Source organism: Streptomyces sp. CO7, from assembly GCF_053474865.1.
Genome location: NZ_JBRIOU010000002.1, coordinates 836,566 through 855,817, shown reverse-complemented (window position 1 = coordinate 855,817; position 19,252 = coordinate 836,566). Strand labels below are relative to the sequence as shown.

The 19,252-nt window shown below is 75.1% G+C and carries 20 protein-coding genes; 9 read left to right on the top strand and 11 right to left on the bottom strand.

What is annotated here, in order from left to right:
- Positions 1 to 163: 163 nt before the first annotated feature.
- Positions 164 to 898, top strand: a complete 735-nt coding sequence (locus ACOV8S_RS05885) for an HAD family hydrolase (RefSeq protein WP_448316468.1) — start codon at positions 164 to 166, stop codon at positions 896 to 898.
- Between the two features lie 34 nt (positions 899 to 932).
- Here ACOV8S_RS05885 and ACOV8S_RS05880 read toward each other — a convergent pair whose 3' ends face one another.
- Positions 933 to 2,123, bottom strand: coding sequence for an FAD-dependent monooxygenase (locus ACOV8S_RS05880; protein ID WP_448316467.1), 1,191 nt, complete (start codon positions 2,121 to 2,123; stop codon positions 933 to 935).
- Between the two features lie 92 nt (positions 2,124 to 2,215).
- On the opposite strand from ACOV8S_RS05880, the gene ACOV8S_RS05875 reads away from it, so the two are divergent.
- A complete protein-coding gene (locus tag ACOV8S_RS05875; protein WP_448316465.1) occupies positions 2,216 to 2,797 on the top strand; it encodes a TetR/AcrR family transcriptional regulator in 582 nt (193 codons plus the stop codon).
- 22 nt (positions 2,798 to 2,819) lie between these two features.
- Here ACOV8S_RS05875 and ACOV8S_RS05870 read toward each other — a convergent pair whose 3' ends face one another.
- The gene (locus tag ACOV8S_RS05870; protein WP_448316464.1) at positions 2,820 to 3,242 is read right to left on the bottom strand and encodes an ATP-binding protein; all 423 of its coding nucleotides are present in this window, start codon (positions 3,240 to 3,242) and stop codon (positions 2,820 to 2,822) included.
- Between the two features lie 179 nt (positions 3,243 to 3,421).
- Here ACOV8S_RS05870 and ACOV8S_RS05865 point away from each other — a divergent pair, with 179 nt between their 5' ends.
- Both ACOV8S_RS05865 and ACOV8S_RS05860 read left to right on the top strand, forming a co-directional pair.
- Positions 3,422 to 4,246 carry a helix-turn-helix domain-containing protein gene (locus tag ACOV8S_RS05865; RefSeq protein WP_448316463.1) on the top strand — a complete coding sequence of 275 codons (825 nt, stop codon included), beginning with the start codon at positions 3,422 to 3,424 and terminating at the stop codon, positions 4,244 to 4,246.
- Entirely contained in the window at positions 4,243 to 4,455 is a 213-nt protein-coding gene (locus tag ACOV8S_RS05860) for a DUF397 domain-containing protein (RefSeq protein WP_448316462.1), read from the top strand. Before ACOV8S_RS05865 ends, ACOV8S_RS05860 begins: the two co-directional genes overlap by 4 nt.
- A gap of 10 nt (positions 4,456 to 4,465) precedes the next feature.
- Here the strand turns inward: ACOV8S_RS05860 and ACOV8S_RS05855 are convergent, their stop codons facing one another.
- A complete protein-coding gene (locus ACOV8S_RS05855; protein ID WP_448316461.1) occupies positions 4,466 to 6,916 on the bottom strand; it encodes an FtsX-like permease family protein in 2,451 nt (816 codons plus the stop codon).
- Positions 6,913 to 7,719, bottom strand: a complete 807-nt coding sequence (locus ACOV8S_RS05850) for an ABC transporter ATP-binding protein (protein WP_448316460.1) — start codon at positions 7,717 to 7,719, stop codon at positions 6,913 to 6,915. Before ACOV8S_RS05850 ends, ACOV8S_RS05855 begins: the two co-directional genes overlap by 4 nt.
- 224 nt (positions 7,720 to 7,943) lie before the next feature.
- Here ACOV8S_RS05850 and ACOV8S_RS05845 point away from each other — a divergent pair, with 224 nt between their 5' ends.
- From ACOV8S_RS05845 to ACOV8S_RS05830, 4 genes are all read left to right on the top strand, one after another.
- Entirely contained in the window at positions 7,944 to 9,239 is a 1,296-nt protein-coding gene (locus tag ACOV8S_RS05845; RefSeq protein ID WP_448316459.1) for a sensor histidine kinase, read from the top strand.
- Complete coding sequence (locus tag ACOV8S_RS05840; protein WP_448316458.1) at positions 9,236 to 10,060, top strand: response regulator; 825 nt, start codon at positions 9,236 to 9,238, stop codon at positions 10,058 to 10,060. Before ACOV8S_RS05845 ends, ACOV8S_RS05840 begins: the two co-directional genes overlap by 4 nt.
- A 123-nt stretch (positions 10,061 to 10,183) precedes the next feature.
- The gene (locus ACOV8S_RS05835) at positions 10,184 to 11,266 is read left to right on the top strand and encodes a hypothetical protein (RefSeq protein WP_448316457.1); all 1,083 of its coding nucleotides are present in this window, start codon (positions 10,184 to 10,186) and stop codon (positions 11,264 to 11,266) included.
- Between the two features lie 69 nt (positions 11,267 to 11,335).
- The gene (locus tag ACOV8S_RS05830; RefSeq protein WP_448316456.1) at positions 11,336 to 12,409 is read left to right on the top strand and encodes a helix-turn-helix transcriptional regulator; all 1,074 of its coding nucleotides are present in this window, start codon (positions 11,336 to 11,338) and stop codon (positions 12,407 to 12,409) included.
- Here ACOV8S_RS05830 and ACOV8S_RS05825 read toward each other — a convergent pair.
- Positions 12,400 to 13,386: an SDR family oxidoreductase gene (locus ACOV8S_RS05825; RefSeq protein ID WP_448316455.1), complete on the bottom strand. Its 987-nt coding sequence runs from the start codon at positions 13,384 to 13,386 to the stop codon at positions 12,400 to 12,402. The two genes, ACOV8S_RS05830 and ACOV8S_RS05825, sit on opposite strands and share 10 nt — an antisense overlap.
- Positions 13,387 to 13,599: 213 nt before the next feature.
- Here ACOV8S_RS05825 and ACOV8S_RS05820 point away from each other — a divergent pair, with 213 nt between their 5' ends.
- A complete protein-coding gene (locus ACOV8S_RS05820) occupies positions 13,600 to 14,172 on the top strand; it encodes a tellurite resistance TerB family protein (RefSeq protein ID WP_448317371.1) in 573 nt (190 codons plus the stop codon).
- A gap of 115 nt (positions 14,173 to 14,287) precedes the next feature.
- Here ACOV8S_RS05820 and ACOV8S_RS05815 read toward each other — a convergent pair whose 3' ends face one another.
- The 6 genes from ACOV8S_RS05815 to ACOV8S_RS05790 all read right to left on the bottom strand — a co-directional run.
- Positions 14,288 to 15,322, bottom strand: a complete 1,035-nt coding sequence (locus tag ACOV8S_RS05815) for an aldo/keto reductase (protein WP_448316454.1) — start codon at positions 15,320 to 15,322, stop codon at positions 14,288 to 14,290.
- Between the two features lie 191 nt (positions 15,323 to 15,513).
- Positions 15,514 to 15,960 carry a MarR family transcriptional regulator gene (locus ACOV8S_RS05810; protein WP_448316452.1) on the bottom strand — a complete coding sequence of 149 codons (447 nt, stop codon included), beginning with the start codon at positions 15,958 to 15,960 and terminating at the stop codon, positions 15,514 to 15,516.
- Entirely contained in the window at positions 15,957 to 16,460 is a 504-nt protein-coding gene (locus ACOV8S_RS05805; RefSeq protein ID WP_448316451.1) for a MarR family winged helix-turn-helix transcriptional regulator, read from the bottom strand. The genes ACOV8S_RS05810 and ACOV8S_RS05805 overlap by 4 nt, the downstream gene beginning before the upstream one ends.
- A 119-nt stretch (positions 16,461 to 16,579) precedes the next feature.
- Positions 16,580 to 17,098: an O-acetyl-ADP-ribose deacetylase gene (locus tag ACOV8S_RS05800; RefSeq protein WP_448316449.1), complete on the bottom strand. Its 519-nt coding sequence runs from the start codon at positions 17,096 to 17,098 to the stop codon at positions 16,580 to 16,582.
- Positions 17,095 to 18,510, bottom strand: coding sequence for a phytoene desaturase family protein (locus ACOV8S_RS05795; RefSeq protein WP_448317370.1), 1,416 nt, complete (start codon positions 18,508 to 18,510; stop codon positions 17,095 to 17,097). Before ACOV8S_RS05795 ends, ACOV8S_RS05800 begins: the two co-directional genes overlap by 4 nt.
- Positions 18,511 to 18,841: 331 nt before the next feature.
- The coding region (locus ACOV8S_RS05790; protein ID WP_448316448.1) for a gamma-glutamyltransferase at positions 18,842 to 19,252 on the bottom strand (411 nt) is incomplete at its 5' end.

Genomic DNA, 19,252 nt, shown 5'->3' with positions numbered 1-19,252 from the left:
CTCCCCCACCGTGCCCGACGCGCTCCCCGCCTCGCCCGTGGGCGAGCCCGCCGCGGCGTCCGGACCGTCCCGGGCGGGGTCCGAGGCGCACAGCGCCAGCCGGTCGTAGCCGCCGCGGCGTGCGGCCCCGCGGGCCTGTGCTGCGCGGTCCTGTGCTGCGGGGATGGTCAAGCCCATCGAGCTCGTCATCTTCGACTGCGACGGCGTGCTGGTCGACAGCGAACGCATCGCCGTCCGGGTCCAGGTCGCCCTCGGGGCCGAGCTGGGCCGGCCCCTGACCGAGGACGAGGTCGTGGACCGGTTCATCGGGCGCTCGCACGCCGCCATCCGCGAGCAGGTCGCCGCGCGACTCGGTCCGGAGACGGCCGCGGTCTGGTCGGAGCGGTTCGAGCAGCTGCATCGGGAGGCCGTCGACCTCGACCTCGCCCCTGTCGACGGCCTGCCGGAAGCGCTCGACGCGCTCACCCTGCCGATGTGCGTCGCCTCCAGCGGCTCCCACGACAAGATGCGGCACACCCTGGGCCGCACGGGACTTCACGAACGCTTCGCGGGCCGCGTCCTCAGCTCCACCGAGGTCTCCCGTGGCAAGCCCGCTCCCGACCTGTTCCTGCACGCCGCTCGGCAGATGGGCGTCGATCCCGAGCTCTGCGTGGTGGTCGAGGACAGCCGGCCCGGCGTCCACGCAGCCCGCGCCGCCGGCATGCGAGCCTTCGGTTACGCCGGCGGCCTGACCCCGGCCGCACGCCTCGAAGGCCCCGGCACCACGGTCTTCCACGACATGCGCGAGCTCCCGGCCCTCATCGCCGAGCGACAGCCACCCCTTCCACCAGCCCCTGCACGTACTGGAGAGGTGACGACGCCACCGGTTACGGCGGTTACGGGAGCCGCCGTTCGGTGACGCCCGGGCACGGGCGCGGGGCCGGGAAGAGCCGTCAGGCTTCGTCGCGCGTGTGCTGGGGCGGGCGCCAGTCGGCGATGCCGTCGAGGGCGCGCGGGAAGAGGGCGGGGCCGGTGCGCGAGAGGGCGGCGACCAAGGTGTCGCGCAGGGCGGCGGCGGGTCGGTTGCGGGTCATGGCGAGCCGTGACGTGCGGACCGATCGGGTGACCAGCGCCGAGGTGCGGGGCAGCCGGGCCGCCGTGTAGGCGGGAAGGTCCTCGGCGTGGTGGGCGAGGACGACGGCGTCCTCGATCGCCTGGTTGCCGCCCTGCCCCAGCGTCGGCGGCATGGCGTGCGCCGCGTCGCCGACCAGGGCGACCCTCCCCCGGTGGTAGGCGGGCAGCGGCGGGGCGACGTGGTGGACGTCGTGGCGCAGGACGTCCTGCGGCCGGACGGCGGCGAGGACGGCAGGGACCGGCTCGTGCCAATCGCCGAACAGGCGCAGCAGCTCGGCCTTCTCGTCGTCGGCGGCCCTCCCGCCCTGCGGGGTCATGGCGGCGGCGTACCCGTAGATCCTTCCGTCCGTGAGGCGGTGCGTGCCCCACAGCCGCCCCGGTCCCCAGGTCTCGTGCGAGACGATCTCCGCGGTGGCGGGCGCCGGGACCATGACCCTCCAGGTGGTGAAGCCGGAGTACACGACGCCGGGGTGCTCGGGGAAGAGGACGCCGCGGGCCGGCGAGTGGATGCCGTCCGCGGCGACCACCAGGCCTGCGGCCAGCTCCCCGTCCGGGGTGGTGACCCTGGCGGGCCGCCCGGCGTCCCCCGGGTCGGCGACGGCGGCCCGGCAGCCGGTGCGGACGGCGCCCTCGGGGAGGCGGGCGGTGAGGACGTCGACCAGCGTGGAGCGGGGCAGCAGGAGCAGCGGGTCGCCGAAGCGCGCGGCGATCCCGGCCGCGTCCGTCCGCGCCAGCCACCGCCCGGACGGGCTGCGCATCCCGCCCTCCCCCACCTTGGCGGCCAGACCGCGCACCTCGTCCCCGACACCGAGGACGTCGAGCGCGCGCAGGGCGTTGGGGGCGAGGGAGATGGCCGCACCGACCGGCTCCAGGGAGGGGGCGCGCTCCAGGACGACGACCTCCCGCCCGGCCTGCCGCAGGGCGACGGCCGCGGTCAGGCCCCCGATGCCGCCTCCCACGACGACGACCTGCGAGGACCACGAGGGGCGGGGCGAGGGCAGGACGGACATGGCTTCTCCTCCTCCGGAGCTGGCCACTACACCTGTAGTGACCGTGAGAACCGAAGCTACTACAGCCGTAGTGCGAGCGGTAGGTTGGGGGCATGCCCGCACCGACGTCCCGTTCCGTCCTCGTCGCCGACACCGCCCTCGCCCTCCTCGCCGGGCGCGGCATGCGCGGACTGACCCACCGGGCGGTCGACGAGGCGGCCGCACTGCCGCACGGCTCCACCTCGAACGTCGCCCGGACCCGCCTGGCGCTGCTGGAGCTGGCGGTGCTGCGGCTGGCCGAGCGGGAGGCGCAGGTCCTCGCCGTGGAGGAGATGCCCGACCCCCGCGGCGGCCGGGACCAGTTGGTGGACGCCCTGGCGCTCGCCGTCCACCGCTCCCTGACCGGCAACCGCGACCTGCTGCTCGCGCGCTACGAGCTGGCGCTGGAGGCGACCCGTCGGCCGGAGCTGCGCACCCACTTCGACGCGGCCGGCGCGCGGTTCCGGGAGATGGCCACCGCGCTGGTGGCGGGCCTCGGCTCGTCCGATCCGGCCCGGCAGGCGCTGTCGCTGGTGGCCTGGGCCGACGGCGTGATGTTCTCCTGCGCGGCAGGGGCGTACCACGCCGATCCGCCCGGCCCGGACGACCTGCGCGAGGGCGTGCGGGAGCTGCTGCGGGGGATGTTCGGCGACTGACGTCGGTGACCGACCGGGCGCGTCACGGGCACGGGACCTCGGCCCACACCGTCTTGCTGCAGACGTCGCGCACCTCGTGCCCCCACCGGTCGGCGCAGGCCGCCACCAGGAGGAGCCCTCGCCCTGCCGTCGCCGTGGGAGCCGACCGGGCCGGCTGCGGCAGGCGTTCGGGACGTGCGTCGGTCACCTCGACGCGCACTCGGCCGGGGAGCCGGAGCAGCGACAGCCGGAAGTCCCGGCCGGGCACCAGCCCGTGCGTCACCGCGTTCGCCGCGAGCTCCGCCGTCACGAGGCAGACGGCGTCGGAGGCGTCGCTGCCGTACGGGACGCCCCAGGCCGCGAGTTGCTGCGCGGCGAGGTGACGGGCGAGGTGCGCGCCGCGCGGGGTTGCGCTGAGGCGGAGAGTGAACTGCGGGTGCGCGTGCGGGGTCCGGGTCTGATCCATGGGCGTCACCGTGTCGCCGTGCGGACCGGCAGCAACAGGTCGGGCGGCGGTACGGACCGCAGTTGTACGGGCGCCGTCCGGGCCGGTACGGGTCCTGTACGGGCCGCGCTCCGGAACCGACCGGCCCGCGCGTCGTTGAGGACCACGGGGGCACGGCGACCGCGGCGGGCAGGGATGTGATGGGCACGCGTACACCGGACGACGAACGCCCCGCGGTGTGGGGCGCGTACGGGAAGCTGGTGCGGCTGTACCGCGAGCGGGCGGGGCTCACCCAGCAGGGGCTCGCCGAGGCGATCGGGTACTCGCTGGAACAGGTCGCCTCGGTCGAGCGGGGGCGGCGTCCGGCGAAGGGGGCCTTCACGGACGCGGCGGAACGGGTCCTCTGCGCGGAGGGGGCGCTGCGGGTCCTCCAGGAGGACGTGGACCGGGCGAAGTTGCCGTTGTTCTTCCGGGACTTCGCGGTGTTGGAGTCGGAGGCGGTCAGCCGCTTCTCCTACGACCCGATGCTCGTCCCGGGCCTGCTCCAGACCGAGGAGTACGCCCGCGCGCTGCTCGAAGCCCACTACCCGCCACTCGAGGACGAGGCCATCGAGCAGCATCTCTCCGCCCGGCTGGCCCGGCAGGCGCTCCTGCACCGGACGAAGCCCTGCGTGGTGTTCGCCTTCATCCTGGAGGAGAGCTCGCTGCACCGGCTGGTCGGCGGCACCGCCGTGATGCGTGGGCAGCTGACCCGGCTCCAGGAGTGCGCCCGCCTGCGGAACGTAGAGATTCAGGTGATGCCGACCCGACGGGCCGCCCACAGCGGGGTCAACGGACAGATGGTCCTGCTGGAGACCGTGGAGCGGCGGCAGTTCGTGTGCATCGAGGCGCAGGGCATCGTGAACATCCGCTCCCATCGCGACGAGGTCAGCGAGTTCTGGCTGCGCTATGGAATGCTGCGGTCCCAGGCCCTCGACATGGAGGAGTCCGGCCGTCTCGTCGAACGCTTGGCAGGGGAGCTATGAGCGCCGAACAGCACACCCGGCAACCCGATCGCCCCGTGTGGGTGAAGAGCAGCTACAGCGGAACGAACGGCGGCGACTGCGTGGAGGTCGCCCTGGACGCGCGAGCCGTGCGGGTGCGGGACTCCAAGAGGCCCGAAGGCCCGGTGCTGGCCTTCGCCCGGGCCCGGTGGACGGCGTTCACCGCGTACGTGGCCGAACGCCGCCCCTGAGGGAGCCGCCCTACTCCGTGCGGAGGGCGACCGCCGTCCGCGTACGGGCGGCCCAGCCCGCCGGCAGCAGCGCGCCGAGGACGGCGATGACCAGCCCGGCCGACCCCAGCGCGGTCAACTCCGGTGCGGTGAGGACGTCGAGGACCGGGGCGGGCAGGCGCAGGCCCGCGCCGTGGCCCATGGCGGGGACGACCGCCCCGTGCAGGGCGAGCCCCAGTGGCACGCCGACCATCCCGCCGGCCAGTCCCGTCACCAGGACGGACGCGACGACCGTGGTGATCGTCTGCCCGGGCGTCATGCCCAGCGCCTTGTGGATGCCGAGCTCGCGGACGCGTTCCCGCGTGTCCAGGACCACCCCGTTGAGGACGCCCAGGCCGGCGACCACGACCAGCATCGAGGTGAGCGCCGCGGACAGCGCGCCGAGGGTGAGGGCCATGGAACTGCTGCGGTCGTCACCGCCCGCCCGGGCGGTGACCCCCAGCGGCTCCAGCGCCTCGTCCAGCGCGGCGGCGTAGGAGGCGGCGTCGGTGCCGGACGTCACCTCGATGTGCTGCGTGGTCTCGGCCGGGTCGAGCGCCGCGCCGGGGAGGCCGGCGGCGTCGGTGCCGGACGTCACCTCGATGTGCTGCGTGGTCTCGGCCGGGTCGAGCGCCGCGCCGGGGAGGCCGGCGGCGTCGGTGAGGACCACCATGCCGTCGTTGCGGGTGTCCAGGACCTCGCCGACGAGCCGTACCCGCACCGGATCGCCCAGGCCGCCGAGGGTGACGGTGTCGCCGAGCCGGGTGCCGGTGGCGCCGAGGAACCCGGCGGGCACGACGGCCTCGCCGCGCTTCTCGAACCACCGGCCGGCCACCATCGTGTATCCGCCCCACGAGGCGTCCCCGGTGAAGGCGACGACCTCGGTGACGCCGCCCACCCCGGGGACGGTCGCCCGCGCCTTCGCACGGGAGTGGTGCCGGGCGGTCCCGGGCCGCGCCTCGACCACCGCGGCGATCTCCGCGGGGTCGGCGACGGCTCCCGCGCGGCGCGGCTCGGGACCGTGCGGGCCCAGCTCCGGCGGCGGCGCCTCCACGACGACGTCCGCGACGTCGTGGGCCTTGGCCTCCATCACCTTCGTGAGCGACGCCCCGAGCCCGACGGTGAACGTGACGGCGGCGGTGCCGAACACGATGGCGGCGGCCATGGCCAGGGCGCGCCCGGGCCGGGCGAAGGGCCGTGCCAGCCCCAGGCCGACCGGGCGCGGCAGCGGGAGCCGTGCGACCCACCGTGCGAGGGACCGTGCGCGCCCCGGCCGCGCGGTCGCGCCCACCGCCAGGGCGTCGACGGTGCGCAGCCGCCCGGCCCGCCACGCGCTCGCCCAGGCCGTCGCCGCCACCAGACCGAGCGCCCCGGCGACGACCACGGTGTCGATCCAGGGGGTGACGGCCAAGGTCGTCCCGCCGTGCACCTCCGCGGTCTCGGCCAGCACCGGCACCGCGAGCAGATGGCCGGTGACGACCCCCAGCAGCGTGCCCACGGCCGCGGGCGTCAGGGCCTGGGCGGCGTAGGCCCGGACCACCTGGGCGGGGGTGAACCCGACGGCCTTGAGGATGCCGATCCGCCGGGTCGCCGTGCCGACGGCGGCGGCGACCACGTTGCCGACGACCAGGACCGACATGACCAGCCCCAGCACGCCGAAGGCGAGCAGGAACGGGACGTAGAGCGCCGTGTCGCGCTCGGCGGCCTTCCTGACGGTGAGCCAGGACTGCTCGCCGGTCACCGCGCCCTCGGGCGCCCCGGCCGTGACGGCCCCGAGCCCGGCGGCGATCCCCGCCTCGGTGTCGGCTCCGGCATCGGCCCTGGTGCCGGCGGGGGTGAACCGGTAGTGCATCTGGTAGCCGCCTGCGCCGTCCCCGGTGAGGGCCCGCATCTGTGCCGGTACCACCCAGGCGTCGGCCGTCCCGGTCACCGAGCGGGCCACGCCGACCACCTTCGCCGACGGCTCGGCGGGCAGCCCGGGGAAGGTGAGCCGCATCCCCAGGACCGGGAGCAGCGGGGAGTCGGCGGAGAGCACGATCTCCCCCGGGCGCTCGGCCCACCGCCCGTCCGTCAGCGTGACGCGGTCGGCTCCGCCGCCCGGCCGGGCGCGGCCGGCCACGGTCATCGGCCAGCCCTGCGTGCCGTCCTCGGTCCGCGGGGCGACGGTGGCGGTACGGAAGGGGCCGGAGGCGGCGGCGACTCCGGCGGCGTGCGCGGAGGCCTTCACCTGCGCGGCGTCGATCCGGTCCGCGTCGAACTGGACGGACAGGTGGGCTCCGTGCGCGCGGCGGAAGGCGTCGTCGAACGGCGCCCCGGAGGCGGCGAGCAGCGTCCCGCCGAGGAGGGAGGCGGCCACCGCCATCATGGTGGCCAGGCCGATCACGATGCCCGGCACCCTGCGGCGTGCCACGCCCGAGCGCACCACCCGGCTCAGCGCGCTCATCGGGCCCGCTCCACGGCCGTGCCGCCGAGGCCGTCGAAGCGGCCGGTGCTCTCCACCGCGCCGAAGCCCTCGGCGCTCCCCGCCGCGCCGGCGCCGTCGCCGGCCCCTGGTGCGGCGACGGCGCCGGTCGCCCCGTCCGCGGCGATCCGGCCGTCGACGAGCCGGACCGTGCGGGTGGTGCAGGCCCGGGCCAGGGCGAGGTCGTGGGTGACCACGACGACGGTCTGCCCCTCGGCATGGAGCTGGGCGAGCAGGCCCGCGACCTCCTGTCCGGAGGCGCTGTCCAGCGCGCCGGTCGGCTCGTCGGCCAGCAGCAGCGGCGGCCGGTTCACCAACGCCCGCGCCACCGCCACGCGTTGGCGTTCCCCGCCGGACAGCCGGCCGGGCAGGGCGTCGGCGTGACGGTCCACGCCGAGCACCTCCAGCAGTTCCTTCGCCCTGCGGAACGCCTCCCTCCGTGCCGTGCCCGCGAGTTGGGCGGGCAGGACGACGTTGTCGATGACGCTCAGGTCGTCGAGCAGGTTGAAGAACTGGAACACCATGCCGATCCTGTCCCGCCGGTGGCGTGCCGCCGCCGCCTCTCCGAGCCCGTCGAGCCGCACTCCGTCCACGGTGACGCTCCCGCCGTCCGGGCGGTCCAGCCCGGCGACCAGGTTGAGCAGCGTGGACTTGCCGCTGCCGGACGGGCCGAGGACCGCCACCGCCTCGCCCGCCCGCACGGTCAGCGACACCGCGTCCAGGGCGGGCGGTCCCTCGCCGTACCCGCGGCTCACGTCACGCAGTTCGATCACCGGCGCGGTCATGGCGACTCCCTCGTTGCGGCCTGTCGGCCTCTTCGTTCCGACCCGCCGGACGCTAGGCGTGGAAGGGGTGGGGGCGCGTCCGTCGGCCGGGGCATTTCCGGTGGTCCGCGGGGACGACGTCCGCCCGTGTCGTCCCTGAGGTGTAGTCGTCAGGAGGACGCCGGGGCGCTGCGGCGGCCGGGGGGAGGATGCACGACGGTCCGCGCCTCTGTGAGGATGCGGGGGTGACGAGCGGGTCGGCGGTGCGGTGGCTGCGGGACGGGACCAGGTCGCTGTTCCGGCCGACCGGACCGCTGCCGCGCCCGACCCGGCGCAACCTGCTCTTCGACACGGCGCTGGTGCTGCTCCTCGGTTCCGTGATGCTGAGCTGGGCCGTGACCACCGGCGCGTCGCTGGTCGCCGGGGCCCCGGACGGCGTGGCCCCGCTGGTCCGCGCGGCGGGCGCGGGCAGCGTGGCCGCCGCGGCGTGCCTGACCGTGGCTGCGTGGGCCCCGCTGCTGCTGCGCCGCCGGTGCCCGCTGGCCGCGCTGTGGGTGGTGACGGGCGCGGCCGCGCTGACGCCGCACGACGCCCGCCGGCTCGTCTTCTACGCCTGCGTCGTCGCCGCCTACAGCGCCGCGGCCTACAGTCCCTACCGCGTGCTCACGCTGGTGAGCCTGCCGGTCCTGGTGTTCACCGTCGCCGGTGACTCCGAAGGCGTGCGGGTCTCGCCGACGACGCCGGTCCCCAACCAGTACGTCCCGCTGCTGATCCTCGTCCCGCTCCTCGTGGCGACGGTGGGGCTGCGCGCGTGGATGTTCCGCGCGGAGGAGAGCCGGGCGCGCATGGCCGCCCTCGAACGCGAACGGGCCGAGGACCTGCGCCGTGCGGCCGAACACGAACGGGCGCGCATCGCGCGGGAGTTGCACGACGTCGTCACGCACAACGTGAGCATGATGGTGATCCAGACGGGCGCGGCCCGCGCGGTGATGGACAAGGCGCCCGGCCAGGCCCGTGAGGCGCTACTCGCGGCCGAGGCGGGCGGCCGGGCCGCGCTGAGCGAACTGCGGCACGTCATGGGCCTGTTGACCATGGACGCCGGCGCCGGCGACGGCGGTGCGGCCGACCCGGCCGGCGGGAACCTGGCGCCCCAGCCGGGCCTCGAACAGCTGGAGTCCCTGGTCGACCGCGTCCGGCGGACCGGCGTCGCCGTCACGCTGACCGTCGACGGCGGCCCACGGGAGGTGCCCGCCGGGGTGGGGCTGGCCGCCTACCGCGTGGTCCAGGAGGCGCTCACCAACACCGTCCGGCATGCCCGCGGCGCCGAGGCGAAGGTGACCGTCACCCATGACGACACGCTGCTGCGCGTCGAGGTCACCGACACCGGGGGCAGCCCGTCGCCGTCGGCGGCGGCCGGGAACGGCCGCGGCCTGATCGGCCTGCGCGAGCGGCTCGCCCTGTACGGCGGCACCCTGGACACCGGCCGCCGGCTCACCGGAGGCTTCCGCGTCACCGCCCTCATCCCCCTGGAGACCACATGACCGCACCACCACGCGTGGTGATCGCCGACGACCAGGCCCTGGTGCGCACCGGCTTCCGCATGATCCTCGCGGCGGACGGCATCGACGTCGTGGCCGAGGTGGCCGACGGACTCGAAGCCGTCGACGCGGTCCGGCGCACCCGGCCCGACGTGGTCCTGATGGACGTGCGGATGCCGCGGCTCGACGGCCTGGAGGCCACCCGGCGCATCCTGGCCGACACCGGCACCGACGCCGGCACCGACACCAAGACCGACGCCGGCCTCAACACCGGGGCCTACGCGCCCCGCGTGATCATCCTGACCACCTTCGACCTCGACGAGTTCGTCTACGCGGCTCTGTCGGCGGGGGCGAGCGGGTTCCTGCTCAAGGACGTCACCCCGGAGCACCTGGTCGCCGCGGTCCGCCTGGTCCGGTCCGGCGACGCGCTGCTGGCCCCGGCCATCACCCGCCGCCTGGTGGAGCGGTACGCCCGGTCCTCGGCAGGCGCCGCCGCCTCCGCGGGTTCCGTCGCCCCGGTGGCCGCCGCCGCGGCAGGTTCCGGGCCGTCGGCCCGTCACTCCACCGGCGCGGCGGCTCCGGGCCCCGCGCTCCACCGCGACCTGGCCGTGCTCACCCCGCGCGAGCTGGAGGTGCTGCGCCTGCTCGCCCAGGGCCGGAGCAACGCCGAGCTCGCCCGCCACCTGCACCTGGCCGAGACCACCGTGAAGACCCACGTCGGGCGGGTGCTGGCCAAGCTCCACCTCCGTGACCGGGTGCAGGCCGTGGTCCTCGCCTACGAGACCGGGCTGGTCGGTCCCGCCGGGCCGCCTCCCGGTCCCTGAGCTCCCACGCGCCCTTCCGCCGCGTCCGCGCGCCCGCCACACTGGTGCCGCTCGGCACGGCCCGCGCCGGGAACCGCGCGGGACCGGTTCGACCGGTCCGACCGGGGAGGGTGAGCGGCCGCCTTGGCACTGAACGATCCGTCCGACGACGAGGTGCGCGCGCGGCTGTGCGCGTACGTGACGCGCTCCGGCCGTGGCAGGCGGCCGGCCCCGGCCCCGACCGACTTCGACCTGTCCCCCTCGCACCTCGTCGAGCTCACGATCACCCGCCGCACGGAACGCCGCTCCGAGACGACGCGGCACCTGCCGGGGGCCGTGGACCTGGCCGCGCGGCCGACCTACGACGTGCTGGCGGAGCACAAGCTCGGCCCGCACGAGACGCCGCTCCACCGGCCGCTCGACCTGGTCGGGCGGGGCACCGTGCACCGGGGGGCGTGCGGCTGCGGCAACGGCCGCCGGACCTGCCCGGACTGCGACGGCAAGAGGTACCGCTCCTGCGACCCGGCCCAGGTGTGCCCGATGTGCGAGGGCCTCTCCGCGTGCACCCAGCACCTCAAGCACGGCGGCCTGGCCGACGCCCCGACCGGGCGGCTGCGGCCCGGCCGGACGGGCACGGTCGAGCAGCGGGTGACCTGCGAGGGGTGCCACACACCCGCGGCCGCCTGCCCGGGCTGCCGGGGCTGGGGAAGGGTCAGGTGCAAGGACTGCGACGCCAAGGGGCGCATCCCCTGCAAGCCGTGCGGCCGCAGGGGCACCGTCGGGTGCACGACCTGCGAGGGGCACGGGCAGGTGACGACCTGGACGGCGGGACGGATCACCTGGGATCCCGAGACCGAGGAACCGGTCCCTCCCACTCCGCGGCCCCGCCGGGTCGCCGCAGAGCTGGACGGGGCGGGCTGGCGGGAGGACGTCCTGGACGACGACGCGCCGCTGCCCGACGACCTCTCCCCGGAGCACCGCGCCTTCCTGGAACGGCACCTGGGCCGGCGGGCGGACGAGAGGGGACGGCACGTCGTCGTGCGGCGGCTGAAGGTGGTGCGGGCCCGACTGCGGGGCGTGGGCCACCGCGAGTTCTACGCGTTCCTCTCCCCCGACGGTGACGTGCGGGTCGTGGGGCGCCTGTCCGAGGAGGGACGGTTCACGTTCGCGGTGGGCGGGGCGGTGGTCGTCGCCCTGGCGGTCCTCGCGCTGCTCCTCCTGCGCTGACCGCCCGGTTCCCTCGGCCGGTCGGCGCAGGAGATGCCGTTCCTTCCTCCGGTCGGTCATCCTTTGTGGATGCGTGCCGCCCGCCTGATCCGTATGGCTCTGCTGATCCAGTCGAACCCCGGCCTGACCGCGGCCGCTCTCGCCCGTGAGCTGGACATCTCCGAGCGGACGGTGATCCGCGACGCCCAGGCGTTGCAGGAGGCCGGGGTCCCCGTCCGGTCGGAGCGGGGCCGGGTGGGCGGCTACTTCCTCGCCGCCGGATACCGGACCCGGCTCACCACGCTCCGTCCGAGCGAGGCGGAGACGCTCTTCCTGTCCGGTCTGCCCTCGGCGTTGCGTGATCTGGGGCTGTCGGACGCGGCGGAGGTCGCCAGGCTCAAGCTGACCGCGACGCTGCTTCCTTCGGTACGCCAGGCCGCCGAGTCCTCGGTGCGCCGCTTCCACCTCGACGCCCCGGCCTGGTTCCACGAACCTTCCACCCCGGAACTGCTGCCGGAGCTCGCCCGCGCGGTGTGGGCGGACCGGGCCGTCGAACTGTCCTACGCGCGACCGGGCCGAAACGGCGCACCGCCCTCCGTGGCCGTGCGGGTGGTGGAGCCGTACGGGCTCGTGCTGAAGGCCGGCACCTGGTACGCCGTGGCCCGCGTCCCCGGCGAGCGGGAGACCCGCGACGGCGGCTGGCGTACCTACCGCGTCGACCGGATCACCGCTCTGGGCCCGGCTCCCGGAGCGCAGGAGCCTTTCGTGCGCGACCCGGCCTTCGAGCTGGCCGCGCACTGGGAGGCCCGCTCGGCGGCCTTCGCCCGCGCCCTGCTGCGCACCACCGTCACGATCCGCCTGACCGGGCCGGGGCTGCGGCGGCTGCCCGCCGTCGTGGACGGGGCCGCCGTCGCCGACGCGCTCGCCTCCGCGCGCACCCCCGACCCCGCCGGCCCGGTCACCCTCGACCTGCCGGCGGAGTCCGAGGACGTCGCCTTCGACCAGCTGGTCCGGCTGGGGGCGGACGTGGAGGTGCTGGCCCCGGCCGGCCTGCGCGCCCGCTTCCGTGAGCACGCCGCAGCGCTGGCCGCCCTCTACCGGTCCGGTCCCCAGGAGGCGGAACCCGAGCAGGCGGAACCCGAGGAGAAGGAACGTCAGCGGTAGTCCGCGGCGGACCCCTCCTTGCCGCCGTAGGTGACGTCCTCGAAGTACGCCCAGGCGTCCGGCCGGCTGCCGTCCACGTCCGTCACGCCGTAGGCCTTGGCGAGCTCCCCGCTGGACGTGGACCTGCCGTTCCACCGCTGCGCACGGTCCGGGTCGGTGGCCAGCGCCACGACCGTCCGGGCCAGGTAGTGCGGGGACTCCGCGATCGCGAAGGCCGGCTCCTGGACGATCGCGTCACGCCAGTTCTCCTCACTCACACCGAAGTGGGACAGCATCTGTTCCGAGCGCAGGAAGCCCGGCGAGACCGCGACCGCCGTGCCCCCGTACTCGGCCAGCTCCTGCCCCAGCCCGAACGCGAGGCGGATCGGAGCGTTCTTCGCCAGGTCGTAGTACATGTTCTCCCGGTAGCGGCGGTTGGAGTGCGCGGTGCCGTCGGTGACCTCCACGTGCAGCGGCGCGTCGGAGCGGATCAGCAGCGGAAGCAGCAACGCCGCCGTGATCACGTGCGAGCGCGCGCCGAGTTCCAGGATCCGCAGGCCGTCGGCGAGCGGTGTCTCCCAGCTCTTCCTGCCGAACACCGAGGAGACCAGCAGGTGCTCGCCGCCCCACAGGTCGTTGACGAGGATGTCCAGGCGCCCGTGCTCCCGGTCGATCCGCTCGACCAGGGCACGTACCTGGTCTTCGTCGAGATGGTCGGTGGGAACCGCGATACCGGCGCCGCCCGCGGCGGTGACCAGCTCGGCGGTCTCCTCGATGGTCTCGGTGGTCCGGCCGACCTCGCTGACCCGGGCCCGGGTGGTACGGCCGGTCACGTACACGGTCGCACCGGCCCGGCCCAGCTCCACAGCCAGGGCCCGTCCCGCCCCGCGGGTGGCGCCCGCCACGAGCGCGATCCGCCCGGCGAGCGGACCGGCCGGGCCGGCCTGCGGGAAGTTCTCGGTGGTGCGGGTGGTGGCGTTCCTGTTCTCGGTCTCCATGTCGTCCATCGTTCACGCCATACCTGACAGAACACGTCGCCCTTTGCGCCGGCACGTCCGTGCCGGCGCCGCCGGCGGCGGAAGAGGATCGGGTTGGCCGAGTGCCGGGGCCAGGACGTTTTAGGGAACCTTTGCCCGCGGGCAGCCGTTGGCCGGATGAACGCGCGAGCGGAATCGCGACCGATGACACAGAGGAATACCGAGGTGACGTCGATGGCCATGTGGGACCGACTCAAGGACCAGGCGAAGAACCTGCAGCAGGCCCAGCGCGGGGGCGGCGCGCCCCACGGGACGACCCACGGGACGACCCACGGACCGCCTGGCGGCGCGGGGTCCGGCGGTGGCCCACGCGCTCAGCTGGTGAGCGCGTTGAAGACGCAGCTCGCCTCCCTCAAGACCGAGCTGAAGAGCGGTGCGTACCGGGACGCGAGCATGGCGATGTGCGCACTGGTCGCGGCCGCGGACGGCCATGTGGACCCGTCGGAGCGACAGCACGTCGAGTCGATGATCCTCAGCAACGAGGTGCTGCAGAACTTCCCGCCGGAGCAGCTGCGCCAGCGCTTCACCAAGCACGTGGACCAGCTGACGCGCGACTTCCAGCAGGGCAAGGCCGAGGCGCTGCAGGACATCGCCAAGACCGCCAAGAAGCCGACCGAGGCGAGGGCGGTGATCCAGACCGGCATCGTCGTCGCCGGGGCCGACGGCGACTTCTCCCAGGCCGAGCACATGATCATCAGGGAAGCCTGCGCCGCGCTGGGACTGTCTCCCGCCGAGTTCCAGCTGTGATCTGACCGTGCTCGGCGCGGCGCCCTGGTCCCGCTCGCCGGAGTGGCGGCCCTCCTGACGCCCGGCCGGCCCGGTGGGCCGGAGTCGGCACACCGGGCCGGCCGTCAGGGGCGCCTCACGCCTCGCGGGCGTCGGCCGTGGAGGCCATGTTGGCGTAGCGGTCCCCCGTGACCTGACCGGCGATCGGCTCCAGGAGGGCCAGTTCGTCCTCGGTCAGGGTGATGCGGGTGGCGGCCGCGTTCTCCAGGAGGCGGGCGCGCTTCCGGGTCCCCGGGATGGGCACCACGGACAGGCCGTGCACCTCGGCGCGCTGCTGCACCCAGGCCAGGGCGATCTGCGCCATGGTGGCGCCGCGGTCGGCGGCGATCTTCTGCAGCGGCGCCAGCAGCGCGGCGTTCGCCCTGGCGTTGTCCCCGGTGAAGCGGGGCTGGGAGCGGCGGAAGTCGTCGTCCGGGAGCTCCTTGCCCGCGTCGGTGAACGCCCCCGTGAGGAAGCCCCGGCCGAGCGGCGAGTAGGGCACGATGCCCACGCCGAGCTCGGCGGCGGCGCCCACCGCGCTGCGCTCCAGGCTGCGGCTGAAGACGGACCACTCCGACTGCAGCGCGGTGATCGGGTGCACGGCGTGCGCCTCGCGCAGTTCGTCGCCGGTGACCTCGCTGAGCCCGAGGTACCTGACCTTGCCCTCGCGCACCAGGTCGCCCATGGCGCCGACCGACTCGGCGAACGGCACGGCCGGGTCCCGGCGGTGCATGTAGTACAGGTCGATGACGTCGACGTCCAGCCGCCGCAGACTGCCCTCGACGGCCTGCCGGATGTACGCGGGGTCGTTGCGGACGGCACGGCCGCCGTCGGGCAGCACCACGTTGGCGTACTTGGTGGCGATGGTGACCTCGTCGCGGTGCGCGGCGAGGAACGGGGCGAGGAACTCCTCGTTCCGGCCGTCCCCGTACATGTCGGCGGTGTCGATCAGGGTGACGCCCGTCTCGACGGCGGCCTCCAGGGTGTCCCTGGCCGCCGCGTCGTCCGTCTGCCCGTACGCGAAGCTGATGCCCATCGCGCCGAAGCCCTGCACCCCCACGAGGGGTCCCTCGGAGCCCAGCCGGGTCTTCCTGATCGCCTCGGTCGCGTTGCTGTCGCCTGCGTCGCTCATGCGGCCCCCTCAGCCTCGTCGGCGCCCGGCGGGCGCCCGCGCTTTCCACGCTAGTACTCCCAACCACGCTGTGGGCGATGGACATTCCGCTCCGGCGCGGACGGCCGCGCGTAGCCGGACAGGATGAAGGAGGGGGCGGCCGGACACCCGGCCGCCCCCTTCGGCGTGCCCGCGCGGGCGCGGCCGGCGGGTCAGTCCATCGCGGCGAGCTCGGCGTCGGCCCGCTCGGTGACCAGGGCGAGGACACGGCCGGCGGCAGCCAGATCCTCGGCGGGGATCCGGCTCCAGATGCGCGCGGAGACGGGGGCCACCTCCGCGGCGGTGACGGCGAGCAGTTCACGCCCCTCGTCGGTGGGACACAGGTGCGCGCCGTCCGCGACGAGCAGCCGCCGGGCCACCAGTTCGTCGAGGGTGGCGCGGACATCGGCCTCGGCGGCCTTCAGGGAACCCTGGACCTGGGCGACCAGGTCGTCCGCCGTCGGCGGGGTGTCCGCGGTGGCGGCGGCGCGCAGGACGACCTGCTGCTGGAAGGTGAGCCCGTGCCGGGCCAGGACGCGCTCCAGGACGCCGCGGGCGGCGTAGTGGGCCAGGCCGAGGACGCGGGCGTCGGCGGCGGGTGCGGGTGCGGGTGCGGTCATGTTGGTGTCCCCTCGTCGTTCTCGTCGCTGTTCTCGTGGCGCGCGGATGGAGTGAGAGGTGCGTCGAGCAAGGTCCTCAGCTCGTCGGTGAACGCGCGGGTCCGTGGGGCGTCGAGACCCCCGAGCGGCTCAAGCAACTGCTCGAGCAGCTCCTGGACCACCGCGACGGCCCGCCGCGTGACCGCCTGCCCCTCGTCGGTGAGGGAGAGCTGGACGGCGCGCGGGTCGCGCGGGTCGCGGGCCCGCTCCACCAGGCCTGCCGACTCCAGCGCCCGCGCCAGCTTGGAGACGTACAGGGCCTCCATGCCGAGGTGGTCGGCGAGCCGGCGCTGACTGGGCCGCTTCCCGGCCCTCCGCATCCCGTGCAAGGACGCGACCAGCGTGTACTGCGCGTGGGTGAGCCCCAGCGGAGCCAGCGCGCGGTCCACCGCGACGCGCCACCGGTTGGCGAGCCGCCACACCAGGAATCCGGGGGTGGGCCCCGGGGAACTCTTGCTCATGAAAAAACAGTACATGGCTACTGTAGCCATGGATACTGCTTTCGGGTACCGCTCCGCACCGGCGGATGGACGGACGCGGTGGACGGGACGCGGCGGTCAGGCTCGGCGCGACCGAGGGCTCAGTGCACCTGTTCCGCGAACGCCCGGAACGCCCGTTCGTCGAACAGCACGAACCTGACCTCCTCGACGGCGGTCGCGGTCGCCCGGACCGTCGCCACGGCGATGCGGGCGGCGTCCTCGATCGGCCAGCCGTACACGCCGGTGGAGACGGCGGGGAACGCGACGGTGCGCGCGCCGAGTTCGTCGGCCACCCGCAGGGACTCGCGGTGGCAGGAGGCCAGCAGCTCCGAGCGGTCCTCGTGCGGGTCGAACACCGGCCCGACCGTGTGGATGACCCACCGGGCGTCCAGGTCGCCCGCGGTGGTGGCGACGGCCTGACCGGTGGGCAGTCTGCGGCCGTAGCGTGAGGCGCGCAGGGCGCGGCACTCGGCGAGGATCTCCGGGCCGCCCCGGCGGTGGATGGCGCCGTCGACGCCTCCGCCGCCCAGGAGCGAGGAGTTCGCCGCGTTGACGACGGCGTCGACGGACTGACGGGTGATGTCGCCCTGCACCAGGGTGATCCGAGTCGTCGCGGTCATCGTTGATCCTCCCTGAGGGCGCGCCAGACGGCCTTGGCCGCGTTGTGGCCGGACATGCCGTGGACGCCGGGCCCGGGCGGGGTGGCGGAGGAGCACAGGAAGACCGCCGTGTGCCGGGTCCGGTACGGGTGGAGCGTGGGCCGGGGGCGTAGCAGCAGGCGCAGGCCGGAGGCGGAGCCGCAGGCGATGTCGCCCCCGACGTAGTTGGCGTTGCGCGCGGCGAGCTCGGCGGGGCCGCTGATCGCGCGGGCGAGGACGCGGTCGCGGAAGCCGGGGGCGAACCGCTCCATCTGGCGCTCGATCGCGTCGGTGAGGTCGCCGGTCCAGCCGTTGGGGACGTGACCGTAGGCCCAGAAGACCTCCTTGCCCTCCGGGGCGCGGCTGGGGTCGGCGAGGCCGGGCTGGGTGGTGATCAGGAACGGGCGCTCGGGCGCCCGGCCCTGGCGGGAGGCGGCGTCGAGCGCCGTGCCGATCTCCGCCGCGCTCGCGCCGACCTGCACCGTGCCGGCCCGGCGCGCCTCGGGGGCGGTCCAGGGTACGGGGCCGTCCAGCGCGTAGTCGATCTTGAAGGCGGCGGCGCCGTACCGGAAGTCCTGGTAGGCGTTGCCCAGCCCGGCGATGCGGGCGAGCGCTGTCGGCGAGGTGTCGAAGACGTAGGCGCGGGCCGGCGGCAGGTCGTCGAGCCGCTTGACCTCGTAGCCGGTGTGCACCGTCCCGCCGAGGTCGGCGAGGTAGGCCGCGAGCGCGTCGGAGATGGCCTGCGAGCCGCCGCGGGCGAACGGCCAGCCGCGGGCGTGCGCCGCGAGGGCGAAGACCAGGCCCACCGCGCCGGTGCCGAGACCGCCGAGCGGCGCCATCACATGGGCGACCAGGCCGGCGAACAGCGCCTTGAACCGCTCGTCGTGGAAGCGCCGCATCAGCCAGGTGGACGGCGGCAGTCCGGTGAGCCCGAACCGGGCCAGCGCGACGGGATCACGGGGCAGGGCGCTGAGCGGCAGCGACATGAAGTCGCGGACCAGCCCGTCCCAGTTCCGCAGCAGGGGTCCCACCATCCGCCGGTAGGCCCCCGCGTCACGGGCGCCGAAGGAGGCCGCCGTCTCGGCGACGGACCGGGAGAGCACGGCGGCGGTGCCGTCGAGGAAGGGGTGCGCCATCGGCAGCGGCGCGTGCACCCACTCCAGCCCGTACCTCTCCAGCGGCATGCCGCGGAACGCGGGCGAGCTGATCCCCAGCGGATGGGCCGCGGCACACGGGTCGTGCCGGAACCCCGGCAGCGTGAGCTCCTCGGTCCGCGCACCCCCGCCCACAGTGTCGCGCGCCTCGAACACGGCGACGGAGCACCCGCGCCGCGCCAGCTCCACGGCAGCCGTCAGCCCGTTCGGTCCCGCGCCCACCACGACCGCGTCGAGTATCGATGTCGACGGCACCTCGGACTCCTTCGTCGGCGGTGTCCTCCCGTGATCAGGATAGGCCGCCCCGCCGACAGGACGGGGCAGCGGGGGCCACTGACACCCTGTCACCGAGGCAGCCAGAGGGCTTCGCCGCAGGTCCTCGGGGTGGTCACGAACTCCTCCCGCAGGCGCGGCCGTTTCCGCCGAAGGCGCCCTCCGACCACGCCGCCGCTTCTTGCTGTTATCGGATTGTTCGACCGGATGGGTCGAGTTCTGGCGCCCTGCCGGCACCGTGAGGGGCGTCGACGGCGTCGCGCGTGTCGTGAGCGGTGCCGTGCGTGCCGTAAGGGCGTCAGCGTCCCACCGCGTACCCCTGCATCCCGCGCGGGTTGGCCGCCGCGGAGAGCAGGCCCGTCTGCGGGTCGCGGGCGACGGCGCAGAGGCGGCCCTCGGACCAGGCGTCGCCCACCTCGACGTCGTGGCCGCGGAGGCGCAGGTCCTCGACGACGGCGGGGTCGGTGCGGGACTCGACGACGACGCGGCCGGGCCGCATGCCGCGCGGGTAGAAGGAGCCGGGGAAGGACTCGTTGTGCCAGTTCGGGGCGTCGACGGCGCCCTGGAGGTCGAGACCGCCGCGGACCTGGGCGCGCTCGGCGACGGCGAGGAAGAAGTGGAGCTGCCACTGGTCCTGCTGGTCGCCGCCGGGGGTGCCGAAGGCGAGGACCGGTACGCCGTCGCGCAGGGCCAGGGATGGGGTCAGGGT